This is a genomic window from Streptomyces sp. NPDC001100 (assembly GCF_053598575.1).
The window spans coordinates 100,556-122,185 of the sequence record NZ_JBSFKO010000027.1 but is presented as its reverse complement, the minus strand read 5'-3'; the positions used below and the strand labels follow the sequence as shown (position 1 = coordinate 122,185).

The 21,630-nt window shown below is 67.3% G+C and carries 19 protein-coding genes and 3 pseudogenes; 10 read left to right on the top strand and 12 right to left on the bottom strand.

Going from position 1 to position 21,630, the window contains the following annotated elements:
* Nucleotides 1-37 precede the first annotated feature (37 nt).
* Both ACWDEW_RS32730 and ACWDEW_RS32725 read right to left on the bottom strand, forming a co-directional pair.
* Complete coding sequence (locus ACWDEW_RS32730) at nucleotides 38-370, bottom strand: trypco2 family protein (RefSeq protein WP_450517546.1); 333 nt, start codon at nucleotides 368-370, stop codon at nucleotides 38-40.
* A gap of 327 nt (nucleotides 371-697) precedes the next feature.
* Nucleotides 698-1,891 (bottom strand): annotated as a pseudogene (locus ACWDEW_RS32725) (helicase associated domain-containing protein); the annotation flags it as partial.
* Nucleotides 1,892-2,071: 180 nt separating this feature from the next.
* On the opposite strand from ACWDEW_RS32725, the gene ACWDEW_RS32720 reads away from it, so the two are divergent.
* On the top strand, nucleotides 2,072-6,493 hold the full coding sequence (locus ACWDEW_RS32720) for a hypothetical protein (RefSeq protein WP_450517544.1): 4,422 nt from the start codon (nucleotides 2,072-2,074) through the stop codon (nucleotides 6,491-6,493).
* A 36-nt stretch (nucleotides 6,494-6,529) separates the two neighbouring features.
* Here ACWDEW_RS32720 and ACWDEW_RS32715 read toward each other — a convergent pair.
* The 4 genes and pseudogenes from ACWDEW_RS32715 to ACWDEW_RS32700 form a co-directional block, all read right to left on the bottom strand.
* A pseudogene (locus ACWDEW_RS32715) lies at nucleotides 6,530-7,458 on the bottom strand (helicase associated domain-containing protein); the annotation flags it as partial.
* 130 nt (nucleotides 7,459-7,588) lie between these two features.
* Entirely contained in the window at nucleotides 7,589-8,050 is a 462-nt protein-coding gene (locus tag ACWDEW_RS32710; RefSeq protein ID WP_317888581.1) for a hypothetical protein, read from the bottom strand.
* Nucleotides 8,051-8,319: 269 nt separating this feature from the next.
* Nucleotides 8,320-9,900, bottom strand: coding sequence for an ISL3 family transposase (locus tag ACWDEW_RS32705; RefSeq protein ID WP_450517542.1), 1,581 nt, complete (start codon nucleotides 9,898-9,900; stop codon nucleotides 8,320-8,322).
* 146 nt (nucleotides 9,901-10,046) lie between these two features.
* The gene (locus ACWDEW_RS32700) at nucleotides 10,047-10,781 is read right to left on the bottom strand and encodes a hypothetical protein (RefSeq protein ID WP_450517541.1); all 735 of its coding nucleotides are present in this window, start codon (nucleotides 10,779-10,781) and stop codon (nucleotides 10,047-10,049) included.
* Nucleotides 10,782-10,990: 209 nt separating this feature from the next.
* Here ACWDEW_RS32700 and ACWDEW_RS32695 point away from each other — a divergent pair, with 209 nt between their 5' ends.
* Nucleotides 10,991-11,254 carry a hypothetical protein gene (locus ACWDEW_RS32695; protein WP_450517540.1) on the top strand — a complete coding sequence of 88 codons (264 nt, stop codon included), beginning with the start codon at nucleotides 10,991-10,993 and terminating at the stop codon, nucleotides 11,252-11,254.
* Nucleotides 11,255-11,535: 281 nt separating this feature from the next.
* On the opposite strand, the gene ACWDEW_RS32690 is transcribed toward ACWDEW_RS32695, so the two are convergent.
* Entirely contained in the window at nucleotides 11,536-12,303 is a 768-nt protein-coding gene (locus ACWDEW_RS32690; protein ID WP_450517538.1) for an IS5 family transposase, read from the bottom strand.
* 130 nt (nucleotides 12,304-12,433) lie between these two features.
* On the opposite strand from ACWDEW_RS32690, the gene ACWDEW_RS32685 reads away from it, so the two are divergent.
* Entirely contained in the window at nucleotides 12,434-12,991 is a 558-nt protein-coding gene (locus ACWDEW_RS32685) for a hypothetical protein (RefSeq protein ID WP_450517536.1), read from the top strand.
* Between the two features lie 451 nt (nucleotides 12,992-13,442).
* Here the strand turns inward: ACWDEW_RS32685 and ACWDEW_RS32680 are convergent, their stop codons facing one another.
* Nucleotides 13,443-14,291, bottom strand: coding sequence for an IS5 family transposase (locus ACWDEW_RS32680; RefSeq protein WP_450517534.1), 849 nt, complete (start codon nucleotides 14,289-14,291; stop codon nucleotides 13,443-13,445).
* A 471-nt stretch (nucleotides 14,292-14,762) separates the two neighbouring features.
* Between ACWDEW_RS32680 and ACWDEW_RS32675 the strand changes: the two genes are divergently transcribed.
* Nucleotides 14,763-15,554, top strand: coding sequence for a carbon-nitrogen hydrolase family protein (locus tag ACWDEW_RS32675; protein ID WP_450517532.1), 792 nt, complete (start codon nucleotides 14,763-14,765; stop codon nucleotides 15,552-15,554).
* Nucleotides 15,555-15,741: 187 nt separating this feature from the next.
* Here the strand turns inward: ACWDEW_RS32675 and ACWDEW_RS32670 are convergent, their stop codons facing one another.
* The gene (locus tag ACWDEW_RS32670) at nucleotides 15,742-15,990 is read right to left on the bottom strand and encodes a hypothetical protein (RefSeq protein ID WP_450517530.1); all 249 of its coding nucleotides are present in this window, start codon (nucleotides 15,988-15,990) and stop codon (nucleotides 15,742-15,744) included.
* A gap of 186 nt (nucleotides 15,991-16,176) precedes the next feature.
* Between ACWDEW_RS32670 and ACWDEW_RS32665 the strand changes: the two genes are divergently transcribed.
* Both ACWDEW_RS32665 and ACWDEW_RS32660 read left to right on the top strand, forming a co-directional pair.
* On the top strand, nucleotides 16,177-17,712 hold the full coding sequence (locus ACWDEW_RS32665) for an ISL3 family transposase (RefSeq protein WP_450517569.1): 1,536 nt from the start codon (nucleotides 16,177-16,179) through the stop codon (nucleotides 17,710-17,712).
* 130 nt (nucleotides 17,713-17,842) lie between these two features.
* Complete coding sequence (locus ACWDEW_RS32660; protein ID WP_450517528.1) at nucleotides 17,843-17,977, top strand: hypothetical protein; 135 nt, start codon at nucleotides 17,843-17,845, stop codon at nucleotides 17,975-17,977.
* 112 nt (nucleotides 17,978-18,089) lie between these two features.
* On the opposite strand, the gene ACWDEW_RS32655 is transcribed toward ACWDEW_RS32660, so the two are convergent.
* On the bottom strand, nucleotides 18,090-18,704 hold the full coding sequence (locus tag ACWDEW_RS32655) for a TetR/AcrR family transcriptional regulator (RefSeq protein ID WP_450517526.1): 615 nt from the start codon (nucleotides 18,702-18,704) through the stop codon (nucleotides 18,090-18,092).
* A gap of 81 nt (nucleotides 18,705-18,785) precedes the next feature.
* Here ACWDEW_RS32655 and ACWDEW_RS32650 point away from each other — a divergent pair, with 81 nt between their 5' ends.
* The gene (locus tag ACWDEW_RS32650; protein ID WP_450517525.1) at nucleotides 18,786-19,646 is read left to right on the top strand and encodes an SDR family NAD(P)-dependent oxidoreductase; all 861 of its coding nucleotides are present in this window, start codon (nucleotides 18,786-18,788) and stop codon (nucleotides 19,644-19,646) included.
* 232 nt (nucleotides 19,647-19,878) lie between these two features.
* Nucleotides 19,879-20,053 (top strand): annotated as a pseudogene (locus tag ACWDEW_RS32645) (transposase); the annotation flags it as partial.
* Between the two features lie 178 nt (nucleotides 20,054-20,231).
* Here ACWDEW_RS32645 and ACWDEW_RS32640 read toward each other — a convergent pair.
* Together ACWDEW_RS32640 and ACWDEW_RS32635 are read right to left on the bottom strand one after the other, a co-directional pair.
* Nucleotides 20,232-20,843: a LysR substrate-binding domain-containing protein gene (locus ACWDEW_RS32640; protein ID WP_450517523.1), complete on the bottom strand. Its 612-nt coding sequence runs from the start codon at nucleotides 20,841-20,843 to the stop codon at nucleotides 20,232-20,234.
* A 105-nt stretch (nucleotides 20,844-20,948) separates the two neighbouring features.
* Nucleotides 20,949-21,080: a helix-turn-helix domain-containing protein gene (locus tag ACWDEW_RS32635; protein ID WP_450517522.1), complete on the bottom strand. Its 132-nt coding sequence runs from the start codon at nucleotides 21,078-21,080 to the stop codon at nucleotides 20,949-20,951.
* Between ACWDEW_RS32635 and ACWDEW_RS32630 the strand changes: the two genes are divergently transcribed.
* Entirely contained in the window at nucleotides 21,079-21,279 is a 201-nt protein-coding gene (locus tag ACWDEW_RS32630; protein ID WP_450517520.1) for a hypothetical protein, read from the top strand. The genes ACWDEW_RS32635 and ACWDEW_RS32630 overlap by 2 nt on opposite strands.
* A 19-nt stretch (nucleotides 21,280-21,298) precedes the next feature.
* Nucleotides 21,299-21,598, top strand: a complete 300-nt coding sequence (locus ACWDEW_RS32625) for a transposase (protein ID WP_450517518.1) — start codon at nucleotides 21,299-21,301, stop codon at nucleotides 21,596-21,598.
* Nucleotides 21,599-21,630 lie beyond the last annotated feature (32 nt).

Sequence of the window (21,630 nt, the reverse complement as noted above, 5' to 3'; positions counted from 1 at the left end):
TGCGGGGCGGCTCCTGAGCTGCCCCCTGAACTCCGGATCAGTCCGGGATGCGGTCCGCCGTGTTCCCGGGGCCGGCAGGCCACTGGGCGCCGCCGCCGACGAGTAGGTCACCGCCGGTGGCCTTGCGCGGTGTGAGCGTGAACGACACGCGATGGGTGCGGCCGCGGGAGATACCCGCCTCGGCTTCCGCTCCGACCGCCCAGAGCCGGAAGCCTGCTTTCGCCTTCGCGTCCGCCCTGATCTCCACCTCGAACTCCATCTCCACGGGCCCGACCGCGAAGACGAGGTCGGGGTGGTTGCCGCCCACCCCTGCCGCCTCGATCAGCTCGTCGCGTACCGCGGCGACCGCCTCCACCAAGGGAATGTCCACCGAACCCTGTTCCTCTCGTCCCGCCCCGCACGTCGCCGACACCACCGTAGAGCCCTTGTGTCCTTTGTACAGACGAAATGGGCAGCCACGAGCGGACGCAGTCAGTCACGCTGTGCCGACCGCCGGGCCCGCGTAGAAGCCCGCCCGCAAGGCCGTCACGGGGGATGAGGATGTCAGTGAGGGCGCCGGGCCGGCAGGTTGGTGAACCCGTTTCGCAGATCTCGATTGTGCCGACCGGACGTTGGTGAGTCGATGGTCACCACAGGCGCGGGGCTGCCGCCGAGACGGCGGGCAGCCTCGGATCGCCAGAAGGCACCGTCACCGCCGTTACGCCCACTCCATGCCGAGCTTCCGTAGCGCGTCCAGCTGGTCCTGGGCGAGTTTGTCGCGCCTCGACTTGGTGTTCGAGACCCACACGCCGAGCCGGACCGATACTGGCTCGGTTTCGCTGTCGATGGTGATCTCTTCAGCGTGTCCGCGGGGTACGGGCCGGTGTGCGCCTTCCCGTTCGATCCACTGGGCGAGGGCCGCAAGGCCGCGTTGGAAGGCCTGTTCCGCCTTGCCTGAGCCATTCGCAGGCTTCGCCGCTGGGGCGGGAGCTGGGGCCTGAAGTGGTTGTACGCCCAGCTGGGACAGCCGCTCCTGCTGCTCGGTGGACAGCTGCGCCCAGGTGCCCGGACTTTTCTGCCTCTCCAGCCACCGCCCGATGTCGTCACCGTCCATCAGCACGCCGGGCCGGATCTCGGGCAGGCTGCCGTCGGCGTTGACTAGGCCGGCGAGGACGCGGTAGTGGCGTTGCCAGTCCAGTGGCCACGGGCAGTTCCAGTCCTTGTCGATGGCGGTCAGCTGCGCGGCCCGCGCTGTGGCGCGCTCGGGGTCCTTCCCGAGGCCGCCCGTGCGGCGGAGGTTGGCCGCATGCTGCCCGATGGGCACCATCGCGTCGCCCTCGCCCCACACCTGGTCCTGACGGGGAGCAAGGTGCCCGGTGGCCTGCCGGTAGGACCGCAGTGCGGCGAGTTTGGTCTCCCAGGCTTCTTCGCCGGGTTCCCAGACCATCCCGGCTTCCGGCGCGTCCAGCAGTTCCTTGCGTCGTTCCTCCAGTTACCCGGCCCGCAGTGCCTTCCGCTGCTGGTGCACCCATCTGCCGAGCGGGAAGTCCTGCGTCACGCCCACCGTGGTCTCGGTGTCGTAGGGCACGGCGTGCAGGCCGGTGATCTCGTGTTCGGCCCGCCAGCGGATGAGGGCCTGGTAGCCCTCCAGCCACACCAGTGACTCCGGCCGGTACACCCGCGTACGGAGGAAGGCCGCGATGGTCGCGGCGTCGCGCGGGCTGGAGAAGTGCAGCAGCGCGGACTCGGCAGCCGCGTCGGTGTCGTCCTGCTCCTGGTCGTCGCTCTCGCCGCCGGCCCTGACGATCCGGCCCTCCTGATCGCGCCGGACGTGGATCTTGCGTTTGCCGCTGGTGAGGGCGCGGGAGGCGAGCTGCTCGACCAGGCGCTCATCGTGCGAACGCAGACCTTTTATCTCAGGGAGGGCTGTCCGGTAGGCACGTTTGGTGTGGTGGAGCCTGCAGCCGTAGAGGGTCATGGTCTGGTCATTTTGTGATGGTTTGCGCGGTTGTCGGTGGGTGGGAGTAGGGTCGCGTGGCGCGGTTCCCGAACGGGTGAGAACCGATGGGATGTCGTGGGGGAGTGAGGCTGGGTGGGGCTGGCGGGTGGGGCTGCGGATAAGGCGGGTAACCGGTACGAGGACTGGTGGACCGCGCTGCGGGTGGCGGAGTTGCTGCGGGGGCGGGCGTCACGGATTCGTCTGGAGCCCCCGGGGCCGGCGGGCGCCGGCATCGAGTTCGAGCTCGAGGCGGACGACGGCACGTGGTGCGAACAGGTGAAGGACGTCCCCTCGAAGGGGCCGTGGACCCTGGATGCTGCGGGGAAGATCCTCAAGGCGGTCACGGGACATCTCGCGGAGGGCAAGAAGGTGCGCCTCGTGCTGTCCACAGGGGCTCCTGAACTGCACGATCTTGCCCAGCGGGCCCGGCCCGCCGAAACACTCGCCGAGTTCGAGGGCATCATCACCAAGGCCCAGCTTCCCCAGTTCGTACAGGTGCTCGGGAACTGGTCTGTCAACGAGGTCCCGGTCGGCCGGGAGGTCGGCTGGCGGTATCTGCAGGCCGTGCACGTGGAGCACTACTCGCCGGAGGCGCTGCGCCGTTTGGTGGTCTCCGAGTATGAGCTGCTGTTCGTCGGCGATCCGGAAGTGATCGTCAAGCAGCTGCGCGGCTATCTCGACGAGCACCTGCACCAGCGCCTCACCGCCTCCCAGATCCGCAGCCACCTTTTGACCGTGCCGGGAGTACGCCCACGCCTGCTGGCCGGTGACACCGGAACACTCACGGCGCTGGCCGGGACCTTCGAGCGCTTTGTGCGGCGCGTGCTGCGGGATGAGCCTGTGTTCGGGATGGCCGCCCGCCCGCACGCGGAGCGGTTGTACCAGCGCCTGGTGGCCGAGGACGGCCCGCAGATCGTGGTCTGCGAGGGCGGCGCTGGCCTGGGTAAGTCAGCGGTCGTCACCGACGTCCTGGTCCGGCTGACCGAGCAGGGATGGCCGACGGCCGCGGTCCGGATGGACGGCGCCGACGCGAGCGTGCAGACGGCCAAGGATCTGGGGACCAGGATGACCCTGCCGGACTCGCCGGCGGTGCTGCTGGCTGGGGTCGCGGACGAAGCGCCGGCGCTGTTGGTGATTGACCAGCTGGATGCGGTCAGCACCTACAACGGCAGGATGTCGGACGCCTACGAGGCCGTGGAAGACGTACTTGCGCAGCTGGTCATCGCTCCGAACGTCAAGGTGCTCCTTGTAGCGCGCACCGTCGATATCGACAACGACCGGAGGCTGTCCCGTCTGGTCGCAGACCCCGCCCGGGCAGTCCGCTTCCCCCTCAGCGTCCTGGACCTGGAACAGGTGCGGGCTGTCCTGTCCGCCAGCGGGACGGATCCCGACAGCCTGGGGCCGGTGACGCTGGAGTTGCTGCGAACTCCGTTGCACCTGTCGATCTTCAGCCGGCTGTCGCTCTCCGCACGAGCGGCTTCGTACCGGACTTTGCAGGAGCTGTATGCGTGCTACACCGATGAACGGCGCGAGGAGATCGAGCGCCAGGTCACCGCGCTGGACTGGCGTGGGATCACGGGCATGCTGTGCGCGTCCATGAGCGAACGGGAAACGCTCCAGGCACCCATGGCTCTCCTCGACGGTTTCGCCCGCCAGCACATCAAGGTGCTCGAATCGCACGGTGTACTGGTGCGCGACGGGGAGCAGATCGGGTTCTTCCACGAGACGTACTTCGATTTCCTCTTCGCCCGGTCTTTCATCTCCACCGGAGAGGACATCCACGATTTTCTGGCCAATTCAGGTCAGTACCTGTTCCGTCGCGCTCAGACCCGGCAGATCCTCGAACACCTTGCTGGCACAGACCCTGAACGTTTCCGCGCCACAGTCGCCCGGCTCCTGGGCTCCGACCGGATCCGCCTGCACCTGCATGATGTGATCATCGCGGTCCTTGGGCAGCTCGATGCCGCGCTGTCTGACTGGAAGGCCGTCGAACCGGTCGCTTGGGGGCAGGCTCCTGTGGCGGGCAAGGTACGAGGTCTGCTCGCCCTGCCGCAATGGTTCGACGCCGCCGACCACGATCAGAGGTGGGAACGCTGGCTGGGCGCGCCGCAGAGTGCCGATGCTGCGTTCCCTGAACTGCTAGCCGTCGCGCGCCACCGCCCCGAGCGTGTTGCGGAGCTGGTGCGACCGTATGTGGGCACCACGCCACAGTGGGGACAGCGGCTTCTGCGGCTGATTGAGTGGGCGCTCACACCCGACCTTGTCGACCTCGCCGTCGACCTGGTCGAGAGCGGACATGCGGATGAGGCGCGTGGACCCATCGCGGTGAACAGTGACTTCTGGTCACTCCTCTATGGCTTGGCCGAGACTGCTCCCGCTCCCGCTGCGCGTCTTGTAGGTGCCTATCTGCGGCGTCACCTTGTCCGAGCGCGCGCCGATGGCTCCGGTGACTCCTTCGAATCCGGGCACTTGTCAACGCATTCGCAGGTTGCCGATACGGTCCTCTCCCGCATCGCGGAGGCCGAGCCGGAAGCCTTCGTGAGCCAGGTCCTGCCCTTTGTCATCGACGTGGCTACGGCAGGCAGCACGGGGCGCACCGATACCTACGCCCCCAGCGGCCGGTGGGCTCACCGCCTTGTGGGCGGCCACGGCGTCGACGCTGCACTGCTGGCCGCCCTCGACACGGCACTGCGCTCCCTGGCTGCCAACTCCTCGGCTGCCGCGGCGGACGCCTTGCAGCAACTGACTCCCTCACCGGTTCACGAGCTGCGCTTCCTCGCCTGCCGTGTCTACGCCGTCATGGACCAGGCAGACGAGGCGATCGCCTGGCTCCTGAACGATGAACGCAACCTGCGCCTGGGCTGGCTGAGCAGCGCGCGCTGGGCCTCGCGTGAACTCATCGAGGCAACCACGCCCCATTGCAGTGACGAGACGTTGGAACGTCTGACCGCGATGCTGCTCGACTTCTACCCGGCGTGGGAACACCGACGGCAGAAAGGGCAGCGCAGCGACTGGGGCTGGAGCCAGTACGAGCTGTTGTCGGCGATCTGCCCCGCGCGCCGTAGTGACGCGGGACGCCGCCGAATCGCCGAATGGGAACGCAAGTTCCCTGGCCAGGTCCCGTCGTCACCGACACCAATCCAGACGGGGTTCGTCGGCTCGCCGATCAGTGACCATGCGGCCCGGCACATGACCAATGAACAGTGGCACCGAGCCCTGAACAAGTACGCCCAGCCCCAGACCGAACGACCCTGGCCTCCTCAAGGGAGTGCTCACGAACTGGCCCAGACGCTGAGCAGCCGCGCGCAACAGGAACCCGAGCGCTTTACCAACTTCGCCTTCACGCTTGACCCCGAGGCACCGGCCGCTTACCTGTGCGCGATCGTGGAGGCGGTCACGCCGCATTTGGACGCCGACCGCTGGGAGCAGTTGGCTCTCCACACCCACCAGACCCTCGGCCCCGCCGCCGCGCCCACAATCTGCCGCGCCCTGCAGTCGGCTCCGCAGAACTTCACTGCTGCTTCGCTGCCGGCCCTCGACAGCTACACCACGGATCCCCACCCCGAGCAGGACATCCGCGACGCCGATGCCAAGGGAACCCGAACGGATCTGCTGACCGCCGGCATGAACGCCACCCGCGGCCAGGCAGCGCTCGCCGTTGCCGCCCTGCTCTTCCACGGCAGTGAGCACCTGCACGCCTTGACGCCCCTGGTCACCCGCCTCGCCGACGACCCTGTGCTCGCGGTCCGAGTCTGTGCCGCCCAGGCCGTGCTGGCCCTGATGAAGCACGACCCTCAGATTGCGCTGGACACCACCGAGCAGCTTCTGAACCACCAGGACGCCAACGTCTACAACGCGTCCACCACCCAACGGCTGCTCATCAACACACTGGTCCGTGAATCCTCACGTTTCGCTGCCCACCTCGCCCGGGCCCTCCAAGGGCCGGGCGATACGGCCGAACTCGCCGGCCAGTCCTGGGCTGTTGCCACTATCCACGGATGCCTCACCCCAGACCTCCCGAACAGCACGCACGAACTCAACGCCCTCGCCCGCCGTGGGGCGGCAGCAGTCTTCGCCGACAACATCGACCACTACCCGCACCTTGTCCCGCTGTTCAACGACGACGACACTGACGTGCGAAAGAACGCCTCCCAGGGCATGCGGCAGGCATTCGACCTGCTTCCTGCGCAAGCCGACGAACTCGTCAGGGCTTTCCTCGATAGCGACGCGTTCCCCGACCACCTCGAACATCTGGCCTTCGCTCTCTACGACCACACCGGCCCCCTTCCCGCCGTGGCTATTGACGCCTGCGAGCGCATCGTCCAGTACGCGGGCAAAGACCTCGGCGACCTGAGAACCCACCGAGCAGCGGACGGCCACTACCTGGTCTCGGCGGTCCTCCGCCTCTACCGTCAAAGCCCGAGGCCCCAACGGATCCAATGCCTGGACATCATCGACAGGCTCTCGCAAGCAGGTGCCTACGGGTTGAACGCGGCTTTGGAGAACGAGCGCTGACCCGACGAATCCTCAGCAACCCGACAGACCCTGCTGCTAAGCCCAGTCGACTCCGAGTTCGGTGAGTGCGGTGCGCTGGTCGTGGGTGAGTTTGTCGCGGCGGGTTTTGGTGTTGGAGATCCATACGCCGAGTTTGTGCTGGTGTTCCTGGCCGTCGATGACGACGGCTTCGACGTGTCCCCTGGGTACTGCCTTGTGGGCGCCCTCGCGCTGGACCCACTGGGCGAGGGCCGCCAGACCGCGCTGGAAGCCTGATGCTTTCCCGGATGCCTTCGAGCCGTCCGTGGTGGCTGGTGCGGGCTGTTCGGCGGGCTTCACTCCCAGGCTTGCGAGTCTGCGCTGCTGCTCCTCGGAGAGCTGGAACCACTCGCGGGACTGTCGTTGCAGCCATCGTCCGAGGTCGTCGCCGTCGAAGAGCACTCCGGGCTCGACGGCCGGGAGGATGCCGTCGGGTTCGTCGGCGGTGAGGTCGGCGAGGACGCGGAAGTGGCGCTGCCAGTCCAGCGGCCAGGGGCAGTTCCAGTCGGTATCGATCGCGGCCAACTGCGCCGCCCGTACCGCGGCGCGTTCGGGGTTCTTGCCGAGGCCGTGGGTGCGGCGGAGGTTGGCCATGTGCTCCCCGACCGGGGCCAGTTCGCTGTCGGCGTTGCCCCATACGGCGTCGCGTCGGGGGGGCGAGGTGGCCGTGGGCGCGGTGGTAGGAGCGCAGGACGGCGAGTTTGGTCTCCCAGGCTTCCTCGCCGGGTTCCCACACCATTCCGGCCTCGTCGAGGAGGGTTCTGGCGGTGGTCGTCGAGTTCACCAGCGCGGTAGGTCCGCTGCTGCTGGTGGACCCAGCGCCCCAGGGGGAAGTCCTTCGTGACGCCCACCGTGGTCTCGGTGTCGTAGGGGACGGCGTACAGGCCGGTGATGTGGTGCTCCTTCCGCCAGCGCAGCAGGGCCTGATAGCCATCGAGCCACACCAGGTGTCGACGGTCGCGTAATTGGTTCTGGCCGCGATTCCGTGAATTCGGGGTCATGATCGAAGCATGAGTCGAAGCGCGATAGGTGTCACAAAGGCAGGTTTGTTGTCACCGAGGTCGGCGGCTATGTCCTTTACCGAGAGTCTTGTCCGCCGAACCCGGAGTCGTGTCCCTCGACGGGCCGATGTGGTCGACGCTCCGGAAGTCGTGTGATCGCGGCGCTCACTGCCAACCCGAGCGTGACACCGACAGCGGCGGCGACGCTCTGCGCCCAGGCATTGTCGAGCGAGTCGGGCAGGACGGCGCTGGTGAGCCGGGTGGCGCCCCACAGGACTGTTACCGCGGCCAGTGCGGCCGGCCAGCGGTGCGGTACCCCGTCGCTGATGTCGTCGACGATATAGAAGAGGAGCAGCAGCGCCATGAGGAAGCTGCCGTCGAAATCATCCCAGCCGAGCGCGGTGAACCCGGCCCCGAAGGCAAGCGCGAACAGCCAGAGCCCCACCAGTCGCCGGACGGACGTGGGCGGCTGTCGCCTCGCACCATGCCAAGGCCAAAAGAACCGTGTGATGTGCTGGACGATCGCGTACTTCTGCATGACTCGCGTCCTGATCCCCCGGGGTAGCCGACTCCTGCCGACGCTCAGTGGTAGGACGCACAGGAGCAGGACGCGGTTGTGGTGAAGTGTCGCCGCATGGAACCGCCTCGGGGAGCCAGAGGCTGTCGATCTTCGCCCCTGGTGACAGAAGGGCTGCCCAGTGAGCATGTGTGACAAGCCGCGGGCTTCGCTGGTGACAACCAGGCCGCTTCCACGGTCCTGTACACCGGTTCTTCTGGCTCCCCTGGTGACAACTTCCGTGCTTCGGCTCAAAGCAGGATGCGGGTGCGCAGGAGGCGGAACGAAGCTCGGCCGTACATGGCCCGTTTGATCGTCTTGATGCGATTGACGTGGCCTTCGACGATGCCCGAGCTCCACGGGAGAGTGAGGCCGGCGGTGACGGCATCGAGGTCGAGGCACAGGCCCTGCGCGAAGGACAGGATGGGGCCCGGCGCGTCGTGTTCAGCCTGGCGTACCCACTCCAGTAACTGGTGGCCGCGCCGCTGTTGGAGCAGGTCGTGGAAAGCGCGGGCGAGATCGCAAGCCCGGGTGATGTCGGGGCATGCCAGCCGTACTTTCAGGAGTTGCTCCTCCTCACGGGGCTTCAGAGCGCCGCGAGGCAGCATGATCCACGTGGTGATCTTCCGTGGGCTGGGGACGGCTCCGCGAGCGGGTTCGACGGTCCCGGTCCTGAGGCCAGCCACGTAGCGGCGTACTGGCAGATCGCTGCCTTGGTAACCGCGTTGGCGGATCTCCCGGAAGAGGTCGGTCGGGCTGGTCACGCCGTCGGTGAACCGTTCGGTCAGGTAGGCGGTGTACGGCTCCAACACGCCTTTGGGGCGCCCGTGCCGGGCAGAGGCCAGCAGCTCGTCGAGGTCGGTGTCGCGGAAGCGGCGGACGGTCTTGCGGTCCAGGTGCAGGCGGCGGGAGATCTCGGAGACGGAGCATCCCTGCCCGAGCAGACGGTGGATGTCGGAGTATCGGGCGACGGTGCGGACAGGGATCTTCGTGGGTGGCAGAGTCGGCGGAGGCAGAGGGTTGATGATCCGCCGGGGCTCTGTATTGCGGTCGGCTTCGGCCTGTTTGCGCAGGCAGGAGCGGTGCTGGTGGCACGTCTTCTCGACCGCGGAGGAGAGGTTGTTGAGCAAGTGCCAGCGGTCGGCGATCTCCTGGGCGTTTGGCGCTGCCTGGCGCACGGCGCTGGAGTAGGCGCTGGCCCGGTCCCTGCAGATGGTCTCCGCGCCGGGGTGTTCGCGCAGCCAGGTGGCGAAGGTCGCGGCGTCCCGGTCGGGCAGGACGTCCACCACCCGGGCCGCCTCAATGTCGACCAGGACAGTGCCGTAACGCCAGCCCTTGCGGAAGGCGAACTCGTCGACTCCCAGCACCCGCGGCGCCTGTTCGGGCACCACCGGGGCCGTGAGCAGCCCCAGCAGGTGGGTACGGCCGGCGGGTAACTGGAGGACCCGGCAGAGGCGTTCACCGGGGCGGCCGCCCAGGAACGTTGCGATCGCTTGCATCCATCGCCGCAGGCCGACGCTGTGGCGACGGTACCGCTCGCTCAGATCCGGGACCTGCTCGACGAACGTCCGCCGCTGGCACGAGGCCCGCTCGCAGAAGAACCGGCGCACGCTGAGCCAGATCGCCAACGGCCGTCCCACCACAGGTCGTTCGGCTACCCGGCGCACGTACCGAGAGTGCACGCGACGTCCCTGCCAGCCGCAGTCCGGACAGACTGGTGGCCGCCCGCACGACGACGCCTCGACAGCGACTCTCTCCGCGCTGACGTGCACCGCGGTGACACGCACATCGATCCCGGGAAACAGCACATCCTCGATCGCCACGGCCCCCATACCTGGGCAATCCCCACGAGAAACGTTCCCGCACTCGCACGACGACCCGGGGATTCACGGAATCGCGGCCAGAACCAATTGCATGACCGCTGACAATTCCGACTACTACGGACCCGAATCCTCGCTCATACATAGCTTCGGGCCGGTCACGGAATCCAGCCCGCCACCACGCGCTCGGCCACCGAGAAGTCGGTCCCGCAGTCCGGGCAGGCGGCCCGTCCGAACAGGTAGCGGACGCCCTGAGCCAGGCCCTCTTGGCCGTCCGCCAAGGTCCGTGTGAACAGCCTCTGCGACAACCCTGCCAGCTCCTGCACTCGTGCCGGATAGAGAGGCGACTTCTGCACTTCTTGAATCGCGTAGTCGTCAGTGCAGCAGAAGGATTCGTCTTGCCCGATCACCACGAACATGTTGACGCCACAGTCGGGGCAGTCGACCTCGTACTCCCCGGCTTGCAGGCCGTCCAGGGAGCGGTCCCAGATCTCGACGCCCTCGAAGGAGAGCAGGGCCTGCAGCAGGTTCACGTACTCCCCGGCCTCGGCCGTCTGGCTCAGGCGGCGATCGGTGAGCTCGTGCAGAACCGCAATCGGATCCGCGAAGACCGTCAGGGGGCTGCCAGGCTCGGCCCGCCCCGGCGAACAGGCAGCGATTGCTCCCGCCGCAAGCAGCACCGAGCCCAGGGTCTCCGGGCTGCCCGAATTCCCGATCTCGGCCAATCGCGGAAGTGCTGCGAAGCTGGCGGTGAAGGCGGTGTCCAACTGCGGGCACAGGTGGTCCATCAGCTCGGACCACACACCGCTCGGATTGGCCTCGAACCGGTCTAGGAGGCCAGGCACGTGTTCCGCGGAGCCGCACGCGTCGGTGAGTGTCGACCAATCCGTCATGCGGTCATCCAACCAGGTGGCTCTCGATGAGCCACGCCGGGTCAAGCGACTCCAAGATCATTCACGGAATCGCGGCCAGAACCCATCCTCGGCCTGACGATGGAGTGGTACAAGGAGCAGGGCTGGCTGGAGCGCGGCCGGTGTATCCAGCTCGACATCGGGACCAGCTGGCACAAGGGAATATCCTCCTACCGAGGAGGATTCTGCCGATGATGATCACGATCATCTCCGGTGCCATGGGTCTTGCCGGAGCGACGGCCACCCACCTGGTGACCAGGAACCGCGTCGGACGAGAGCGGGTGCGGCTGGGCTTGGCCGCGGGCCTGACGAGCGTCCTGCTCCTGACCGTCTGGGCGGTCTGGCGAAATCAGTTTCCGGCGACCTTCGCCCCCTTCGTCCTGATCATGCTTTGGACAGGCATTGCCAGGAGCAGGAAACAGCCGGAAGAGGGCAGCAATCCCGCCGCCCTGTGACTCGAATTCCCACCGCTGAACCGTGCTCCCTGCCCCAAGTGCCCGGACAGGGAGCACGGAGCCTGGATCCTCGGCGCCGTCTCCGGGCTGTACTGGTGGATCTCCGGAAGGCTCTACTCGGTGTTGAACGAGAATCCGAGTCGCGGAGTCAAGTTTGACGTCGGCGCCCTCTGGTTCAGCGTCAGCCGCGAGTAACCAAGGGCACATATAGGAGGGGGAGGGCCGTCGAAGTGACGGCTCCCCCCCCGTGTCGCTGACGACACGACATTGAGCCTTTTCCATCATCGGTCTGAGCTGGCCAGATGCAGGGCGAAGACGGCCTGGACGAGGGCGGTGATCCGGGTTGTGGAGCACCGGAGCTTACGCAGGAGCCGCCAGCTCTTGAGGGATGCCATGGCCTGCTCGACGAGGGCGCGGATCTTCGCGTGCGAGCGGTTCACCGCCTTCTGCCCTGGGGAAAGCGTCTTCCAGCGTCCCCAGTACGGGACGCGGACCGTGCCGCCGGCGCCCCGATAGCCCTTGTCGGCCCAGAAGGTGACGTCGGCCTGAGCAAGGGCATGGATGATGCCGTGTTCGCGGGCCGCGCGGACGTCGTGGACGGCTCCGGGCAGGGCCGGCGAGACCCACAGCAGCCGGCCGAACGCATCGGTGAGGACCTGCACGTTCATGCCGTGTTTCTTATGTTTCCCGGAGTAGAAGGGCCGGTCCGCGGCGATGCGGTCGATCGGCAGCAGCGTCCCGTCCAGGAGGACGAACGCCCTCGTCGACGCGGTGCGGACGGCATCGGCCAAGGTGGGTGCGAGGGCGGCCAGGAGGTCGACGGCCTCGGTGACGTAGCGGTATGCGGTCGTGGTCCCGATGCCGAATCCGGCGGCGAGCTGGGAGTAGGTGTGCCCCATGCGCAGGTGGACGAGTGCGAGGAGGGCCTGGCGGCCTGCGCTGAGCCTTCGCCAGCGGGAGCTGATCGCATGGCGGTGCCCCCGCAGATGGTCGGCGAGGAAGCGGAGGGTGGAGCTGGAGACGTCCGCGCCGGACGGGTAGACAAGCATGCGAAGCCTCTGGTGGACGCGTTTCTCTTGGTCGAAAACTCATCTACCAGGGGCTTCGCCTGGCTGTCAGCTCAACCAGCGGGCTTGCCACACAGGTTGGGCAATGCCATTCGCTGGCACACTGGTTACCGTGTCCAACTCCTACGCGCAGCCCATCCTGAGAACAGCGGACCTCTCCGAGGGGTTGTGCACCGTCGAGAGGTTGCTTGGAATCGCTGACCTGGGAGACCTTGAAGTCGATTTCGATGTGCGGATCTCCTCGACTCGCTCGCTTTCGGCGGTGCTGGCCGTGTTGCCGGATGCCGAGTGGTGGGCGGAAGGGGGGAGAAGCGGATCGTCGGAGCGTAGGGATGATCCATCCGCCTTCTTGCCCATCCGGCTGCGAGGCTGGGCTGGGGCACCGGAGACGGTGAAGCCATTTCTCCAGGCCGTTGGCGACAGCCCAGCGACGGTGCGATGGGACTTCAACGCCTGGCCCGAGGCTCCCGAGGTAGGTCTGGGAGTGGGCGGTACCCGCGGAGCATTCGTCACACTGTGTGTCCATGCCCGAGACCTCGACCTCGAGGAGCCTGCGGCCGACTGCACCGTTTTCGTCCACGTCAAGCAGGTCGAGGCCGAACGTGCACCGTGGCTGGCAGCCCAAGTCGGGTTGCGGGTGATCGGCGACTTGGTGATGGCGCCGTACTGAGTGGGCGGTTCGTGAGTTGATGTCCGTTCCGGACTTGGTTACCGCTTCTTGCTGAAGGTGCCGGGCTCGGCCTCGGTGAGGATTCCTAGTGTGACCAGGCGTTTCATCTTGGCGCGGGTGCGTTCGACGTGTTTTGGCAGCAGCTCGAAGTCGAGGGCCTGACAGATGTCTCGAGCCCTCAGCGGGCCGGTGGTGTCGTTGAAGACGGCGAGGATGCGCGGGTAGTCCGGGTGCTCGGGCAGCTCCAGACTTCCTGCTGGGGCGACCGTCTGGGCCGGGATCCGGTCGGCGAGGCCGGTGATGGTCGTGCGGGTGATGGCGAGGTGTTCCAGACGTAGTTCGGCCTCACGGAGCTGGGTCTGCAGGACGTCGATCTGGGTGCGGAGATCGTCGGCCAGGGCCCGGGCGGCGTCTTCCTGAAGGTCGAGTGCCTAGAGGAGAGGGTTCAGGTTCACGCGCCGGCTACCCGCGGCTCGCGCCAGGTGAGCGTGTTCATGTCGGTGAGCCGTCGGGCCATAACGTGGGTCATGGCCCAGTAGACGCGTGAGGCGGAGGAGGCCGGGCGGTGTTCGTAGTCGCGGACCAGCCGCCGGTGCAGTATCAAGATCCCGAACGTCTGCTCCACCCGCCACCGCTTCGGCTGCGGGACGAATCCCTGCCCCTCGGGGTTCCGCTGGACGATCTCGACGTCGATGCCGAGGGCGGCCCCGTGCGTGACGACCTGGTTCTTGAAGCCCTGATCGACCAGGGCCTTGCTGACCGAGCCGCCGGCCGCGACGGCGACCTGGTCGAGCAGAGTGATGCCGGCGGCGTTGTCGTGGACGCTCGCGGCCAGCACGGTGACGGCGATGACCAGGCCGAGGACGTCCACGGCCAGGCCCCGCTTGCGGCCCGGTACCCGTTTCGCGGCGTCTTTGCCAGTCGTGGCCGCGGGGACCCCGGTGGCCGCCCGGACACTCTGGGTGTCCAGGATCACCAGGGTCGGGTCCTCTAATCGCCGGTTCCTCTCCCGCACCTGGCAGCGCAGGAGTTCATGGATCTGCTGGTCGGTACCGTCGTCCCGCCAGGCGGCGAAGTAGTAGTACGTCGCGCTCTTCGGCGGCAGGTCGTTCGGCAGGAGAGCCCACTGGCAGCCGGTCCGGGACTGGTAGAGGATCGAGTTCACGATCTCCCGCATCGAGTAACGGCCCTGATGGCCGCTGACGGAACGATGCCGGTTCTTCCAGGCCGTGAGCACCGGCTCGATCAACGCCCACTGCCCGTCCGTCAAGTCGCTCTGGTACGGCTTGCGTTCACTCACCCCACCGATCCCAGCAGGCCACCGGCATCGGACCGGCACGTTCCGACTTCACCCACACCATCAGGTGACACCAGACCACTCATAAACTCACAAACCGCCCACTGATTCCACCCCGTGCCTGGGGGACCCGATTTTGTAGATGAGAAATGACTCCACCTGGCGGGCCCGCTGCGACGGATTGAGCCCGTGCCGGGGGCAGAGCCTGTTTCTGAACTCTGGGACTCGCGAGCGCATCCCGTCCGCAGGTGATGCGTTGGACAAGCCATGGGATGAAATCAGCGGGGTCGGCTGAGGTGCGGGCGTGTGTGCGGCTGTCGGCGAGGTTGACCACAGCGGGCGGCGGTCCGGAGCGGCGTGGTGGGGCTGAGCCGGTCGCGGCGCGAACAATGCATCGAAGGCGACGGCCCGGCCGCTGGGCAGTGCAGCCGGATCCCCCCTCGGGTGTCCGGGCTGTGCAGCACAATGAGTTGCATGACAAGACTTCGCATCGCGCTCGCCAACCTCGAAATTCCCGAGAATCCAGAAGACTCCGTGGTGCGAGCCGAGCGCGCGGTCAGAGCCGCTGCTGCTGCCGACGCGCGTATCGTGTGCTTCCCGGAAGCGTACGTGCCGGGCTACCCATGGCCGCCGCAATCGCGTAAGGCCGTGAGCGCCGACTTCTTAGAAGCTGCGCACGAGCGCATCGCCCAGGCCGCGCGGGAGAGCCACATCTATGTGGTGCTCGGTACAGAGCGGTATGTTTCCGACAAGCCACGTCTGACCGCGCTCGTACTTCGACCCGACGGCGATCGAGCGGGTTATCAGGACAAGGTGCAGCTCGACCCTGCAGAAGATTCCACATACGAGGCGGGCAGCGATCGCCGGATATTCGAAGTCGACGGCTTCCGCTTCGGCATTGTGATTTGCCACGAGGGCTTTCGCTATCCGGAGACGGTACGCTGGGCCGTTTGCAACGGCGCCCAGTTGGTGTTCCACCCGCACTATAGCGAAGCAGAGCCCGGCGCGTTTCAGCCAACTGAGTTCGCCGACCCGAGAAACTCCTTCCACGAGAAGGCATTTCTGTGTCGCGCCGCCGAGAACAATTGCTACGTCGCCGCCGTCAACTGCGCGAGCCCGGGATCGCCCACGACGTCCGCCGTAGTGCGGCCGGACGGCATGCTGCTTAGCCATCAGCCTTACGGAAAGCCCGGGTTGTTGGTCTGCGACATCGATCCCGCCGAAGCCACGCCACTGCTCGCGCAACGCCTGAAAACCTGTTCTTGAGTTGTCGAGCAGGGTTCGAGTCGTTCGACCTTGCCGTTTGACTGGGGTCGGTGCCGCACGGCCCACAGATATGGACACCTCGATAACGGGGGCCTCCAAGACAGCTGACCCAGCCTGACGGGGAACGACCTACAAAGCGCCAAAACGTCCCTGATCAGAGGCACTCGTGAACACCCGGGCGGGCGTGTCAACGCCTCATCGGCCGGGCAAAGGGAGCCGACGTGCCCGGCCCCGTAGGACGGCGCCGTCCGGCCGCGTTGGCGAAGGCCGCGAAGTCCTTGGCGAGTTCGCGGTTCTCCTTCAGGTCGTTGCCGTCCTGCTTCCAGTCCAGGTCGTCGCTCTCGCCGAGCTGCACGTCGACGGCCTGCTGGAGCATGGCGGCGGTGACGCGACCGGGCAGGGCACCGACGGAGCGGTGAAGCGACGTGTAGGCCATATCCGAACCCTATGGCTGTGCCCGGCCGCTCGGCGGGGCACAGCCAGGTTCGGCGTCGGAGCCCCTGTCAGCGGGTGAGCCACAACGAGGCTGCTCCGGCGATCGTCGTGAGGGGGGTGTGTCAATTTAACGGCCCTGTCTCACATTCGGTGGTGACGGAGAGTCGTGAGGGTCGTTGAAATTCGCGTGACGGATGTCAACGAGCTTGTGCAGACGGTGTTTTCGGGTCTGTTCCCGCTGGCCATAGACGACGTGGTCGACGAGGGTGAGCGGATCGTGGTTCGCGCGCGGACGCCGCAGGACATGGCGCCGTGTCCGGTGTGCGGGGTGCCGTCGGGGCGGGTGCACGGCTATCACTGGCGGACTGTGGCTGACGTGCCGGTCGACGGGCGCCGGGTGGTGGTCCGTGTGCGGGTGCGGCGCCTGGTGTGCCCCACCCGCGGCTGCCGCCACACCTTCCGCGAGCAGGTGCCCGGAGTCCTGGACCGATACCAGCGACGCACCACCCGCCTGACCAGGCAAGTCAAGGCCGTAGTCAAGGAGTTAGCGGGCCGGGCAGGAGCACGCTTGCTGGCGATACTCGCGGCAGGCGTCTCGCGTCACACGGCTCTGCGCACCCTGTTGCGCATCCCGCTGCCCGCAGGACGGACGCCCCGAGTGATAGGCGTCGACGACTTCGCTCTGCGTCGGCGGCACCGCTACGCCACCGTGATCATCGATGCCGAGACGCATGAGCGGATCGACGTGCTGCCCGACCGCACGGCCGACACCCTGGAGGCATGGCTACGCGAAAATCCGGCCGTTGAAGTCGTGTGCCGCGACGGCTCTGCGACCTACGCCGAGGCCATCCGTCGCGCTCTGCCCGGCGCGACGCAGGTCGGTGATCGCTGGCATCTGTGGCACAACCTGTGCGAAGCCGCACTGAGCGAGGTGAAAGCGCACAGCACCTGTTGGGCCACCGTCCTGGACGCACCCCTCTACGACGGCCCCCGTGCACAGACCACCCTGGAACGCTGGCACCAGATCCACGACCTGCTCGACCAGGGCGTGGGCCTGCTCGAATGCGCCCGCCGTCTGCAGCTGGCCCTGAATACCGTCAAACGCTACGCCCGCGCCGATCGGCCCGAGCGGATGCTCCGCGTCCCCAAATACCGTGCGAGCCTTGTCGACCCCTACCGCGAGCACCTGCGCAAACGCCGCACCGAAGACCCCGCCGTCCCGGTCAAGCACCTCTTCGAAGAGATCAAAGACCAAGGGTTCACCGGCTGCCTCAACCTCTTGCACAAGTACATCAACCAAGGTCGCGCGGACGCCGACCGCAGCCACATCTCCCCGCGCAGACTCGCCCGCATGCTCCTCACTATGCCCGACAACCTCAAGGCGGAACATCAGCACCTACTGGACCGGCTCGTCGCGGCCTGCCCCGAGATGACCCAACTCGCCGTCTGCATCAGGGACTTCGCCCAGCTCCTGAAGCCTCAACCAGACAATGCCGACGCGCTCGAGCTCTGGATCACCCAGGTCCGCACTGCCGATCTGCCGCACCTGCATGCCTTCACCCGAGGTTTAGAACGAGACCTCGACGCCGTGATCGCCGCGTTCACACTTCGGTACAGCAACGGCCCCACCGAGGGCGTCAACACCAAGACCAAGCGGATCGCGCGCCAGATGCACGGACGAGCAGGCTTCACCCTCCTCCGCCACCGCATCCTCCTCGGATAGCGACACCCTCCGTCACCACCGAATGTGAGACAGGGCCGTTAGATTTACACTCCCGACGGAGCCGGACTCACCCCTGCACCGACTGTTCGCGCTGGTCTCCTACCCGGACGGCGCAGACCCGGCCGAGGTCGTGCGCACGTTCCTGGCCAGCCCGGAGCAGGCTGCCGACATGCAGGGCTTCGACCTGTCCGACCTGGTCGGCGTCGAGGAACTCCTCCTCGTACCCCGCCTCGACGTGGCACCCAGCCTCGTCCCTGGAAGCTAGACATCCACGACCGACCTGCCCCGGTCACAGGCCACACGCCCTGCGACCACGCGTCCTCGGCCGCGTGGTCGTCCGCCGGCGACGCCAGGGGGCCGCACTGTGACCGGAGGTCCTATTCCGGCCGTTGGGGGACGAATGCCACCCCCATCGCCTGGTCCAGGATCTCCGGCAGCGATCGTGGCTGATCGTTTGCGGTCCACGCGGCCAGTGCGGCCTCGACGCAGCCCAGAGCCGCGGCGATCACGGCGTCGGCGCGCGGGTCGGCGGCGTCGGCCGGGTCGGCCCCCAGGCGGCGGGCGATCTCGGGGCGCAGGAGTTCGTGCCAGCGGGCGTTCTTCTCGCGGTGCCGGGCCGCCAGCGCCGGCGTGTTCACCATCAGGCGGGTCAGGCGCCGAGTGCGCTCGTCATGGCCCTCGTACTGGTCGATCATCGGATTCAGCGCGTGCCGGATCGCGACCCAGGGTGCTTCGTCGGCCGGGCGGGCGGCGAGCGCGTCCCGCAGGTACTCGGGGGCGTCGGCCGTGGGGCCGAAGAGGGCCTCCTCCTTGGAGTGGAAGCACCGGAAGAACGTGCTGCGCGAGATCTCGGCGGCCGCGCAGATGTCGTCGATCGTCGTCTCTTCGTAGCCGTGTTCGAGGACCAGGTCCTGGACGGTCACGGCCACCTCGGCACGCATGGCCTGGCGTGCTCGCGCGCGTGCGCCGCCTGCGGTTCGGTCCGGGGTCATCACTTCAAGGTACTACAGGCCATTATTGGTACTGTGTCTCACTAATGGGACTCAGTACCTCTCCAGGAGGAGTGACAAGCGATGAGTGACACCAAGGTGGTCGTCGTCACGGGCGCGAGCGACGGCATCGGGGCGGCAGCCGCGCGGAAGCTGCACGCGGACGGGCACACGGTCGTTGTCGTGGGCCGCTCCGCCGAGAAGACCCGCACCGTCGCCGCCGAAATCGGGGCCGACCGTTTCGTCGCCGACTTCACCCGCCTCGACGACGTCGAGCGTCTCGCTGCCGAACTGCGCGCCGCATACCCGCGGATCGACGTGCTCGCCAACAACGCCGGAGGGGTGTTCGGCACCCGGACCAAGACCGTGGACGGCTTCGAGAAGACCTTCCAGGTCAACCACCTCGCGCCGTACCTGCTTACGCGGCTGCTCCTGGACGTCCTCACCGCCTCACGGGCGTCGGTGCTCCAGACCTCCAGCACGGTGCGGTTCGCCAAGGAGATCCACCTGGACGACCTGGACCACGACCGCGCCTACGACCCGGTCCAGGCGTACGGTGCGTCGAAACTGGAGAACATCCTCTTCACGACCGAACTCCACCGGCGCCACCACGCCGACGGCCTTTCGGCGGCCTGCTTCTACCCGGGCAACGTCCGGACGAACTTCGCCTCCGACACCACCAGCGCGATCATGCGCACGGTCCGCTTCCTCGGTACCAAACCGGTCATACGGAACGTCCTGCTGGCCACGCCCGAGCGGGGCGCGGACCAGATCGTGTGGCTCGCCGAGGGCACACCGGGCACGGACTGGCGGTCAGGTGCTTACTACTACAAGCGCGAGGACGTGCCGCCCAAGAACCCGCAGGCCCTCGACGCCGACTTCGCCCGCAGACTGTGGGAACGTTCCGAGGAACTCCTTGCCGGGCGACTGCCCGCATCAGCCTGACAGGCACCGCGAAGGTGACGCGCAGTTCCTCTGGCTCCAGCGCGAGACTCCAGGCCAAGCCCGAGAGAACCTCGCGGCCGTGGAGCTGCCGGGCTTCGCCGCGCTCGAAGCCGAGGCACGCTGACTGCCATCGGATGCGTGGGTGCTGCCGCAGCGGGCGTCGCCCACCAGCTCCACCGGAATCCCTGAAACTCGAATCCCGCCCATGCCACACCTTCCACCTACGCATCGGCTCCACGCCCTGATCTCGGTCGGCGTCGAAACCGACGGCCGCCGCGAGATCCTCGGCCTGGACGTGGCCACCGCCGAGGACGGCGCCGGGCAGGCTGGTCTTCCTGCGCTCACTGATCGCCAATGGCCTGTCCGGCGTCCAACTGGTTATCTCCGACGCGCGCATGGGCCTGGTCGACACGGGTCGGAACCCGCACCCCATTTCCCTGGACGCAACCGCCGTGCGACACCGAGAGACGATCTGTGAACCGGCGTTGATGATTGAAGCCACCCCTGAGCGCCGCACCATTGAATGGTGCACGTTCCGAATATGAGCCCTTCACCAGCGAAACCGAGCGGGTCGGCTGGTCTCGGTCAGGCTGCCGAGGCGGTCAGGACGGCCTTGGCAGCCTGCCGGAGATTCCTGATCATCGGGTTCGGGTCGCCCTTGCGGCTGACCAGGACGACCGGGCTGGGGGGAACGCCCTCGATGGGGATGGTGACGAGGTTGGGACGGAGTGAGCTACGCCGATCGCCGACCGGTAGCACGGCGATCGCCCTGCCGCTTGCGACGAGTTCGAGCTTGTCCTCGTAGCTCTCGATCGGTGGCACGCGGGCCCCGAGGATCCGGTAGGAAGTCCAGTCCGCGGTCTCGAACGCGCACGGCGCCGCCTCCTCGCCGGCCAATTCTTCCGCGATCACCGACGCGCGGTCGGCCAAGGGATGGCCGAGCGGGACCACGAGCATCCGGGGCTCCTCGTACAGCGCCGTGGTGAACACGTCGTCGGCGACGAGCGGCAACGGGGCCCGCGCGATCAGGGCGTCGACGCGCTTGTCGGACAGTGCCCCGACGTCGCGGCAGTTCAGATGCCGGGTGGCGATCTCGGCGTTGGGGTAACGGCGGCGCAGTTCCCGCACGGCGGCAGTGATCACCAGGTCTTCGACGTAGCCGATGACGATGCGTTCGGTCCGGGCTTGTTCACGCACGGCCAGCTCGGCCTGGCAGGCGGCCTGCAGCAGGGCTTGGGCTCGGGGGAGGAATGTCTGGCCGGCCGGAGTGAGCCGGGTGCCCTGGGGGGTGCGGTCCAGCAGTCATGTGCCGAGATATTTCTCGAGCCGTTGGATCTGACGGCTCAGCGCCGGCTGGGCCACGTGCAGGTCGGCGGCGGCCCGGCCGAAGTTGCGGCAGCGGCGGAGGGCAGCCCTGAGCAAGAATCGGTGCATGCCCCTCTCTGGCCGGCTTGCTGCTGCCGATGAGATACACGCCTACCTCATCCGGCAGTTGAACCTCGCGCTACGCCGCCCCGGCATGTTCGGGAACGAGTCCGCTCTGCGGACGCTGCTGGACCACCTCCTGTTCGTAGAGGAGCGGGCCTTGACCCTTGATCCTGGACACACGAGACACTGGATCCTGAGGATCTGAGAACGGACATCTCGTGGTCATGAAGAACTATCCGCCGCAGTTCAAAGCGGACGCGGTCGCGCTGTACCAGTCGCGGCCCGAGGCGACGATCCGGCAGGTTGCTGCCGATCTGGGTATCAACCCCGAGACCTTGCGGAACTGGGTTCGGGTAGCCGGCGCGAGCCGGCCGCGGGGACGCCGGACGGAGGTGGCGACCGAGCCGCCGACGCCATTGGAGGCGGAGAACGCCGCTCTGCGCCAGAAGGTCCGCGAGCTGGAGGAGGAACGCGAGATGCTGCGCAAGGCGGCGAAGTATTTCGCCGGGGAGACGCGCTGGTGAGGAGCCGTCAACTAACTACTGGCGGATTCGGG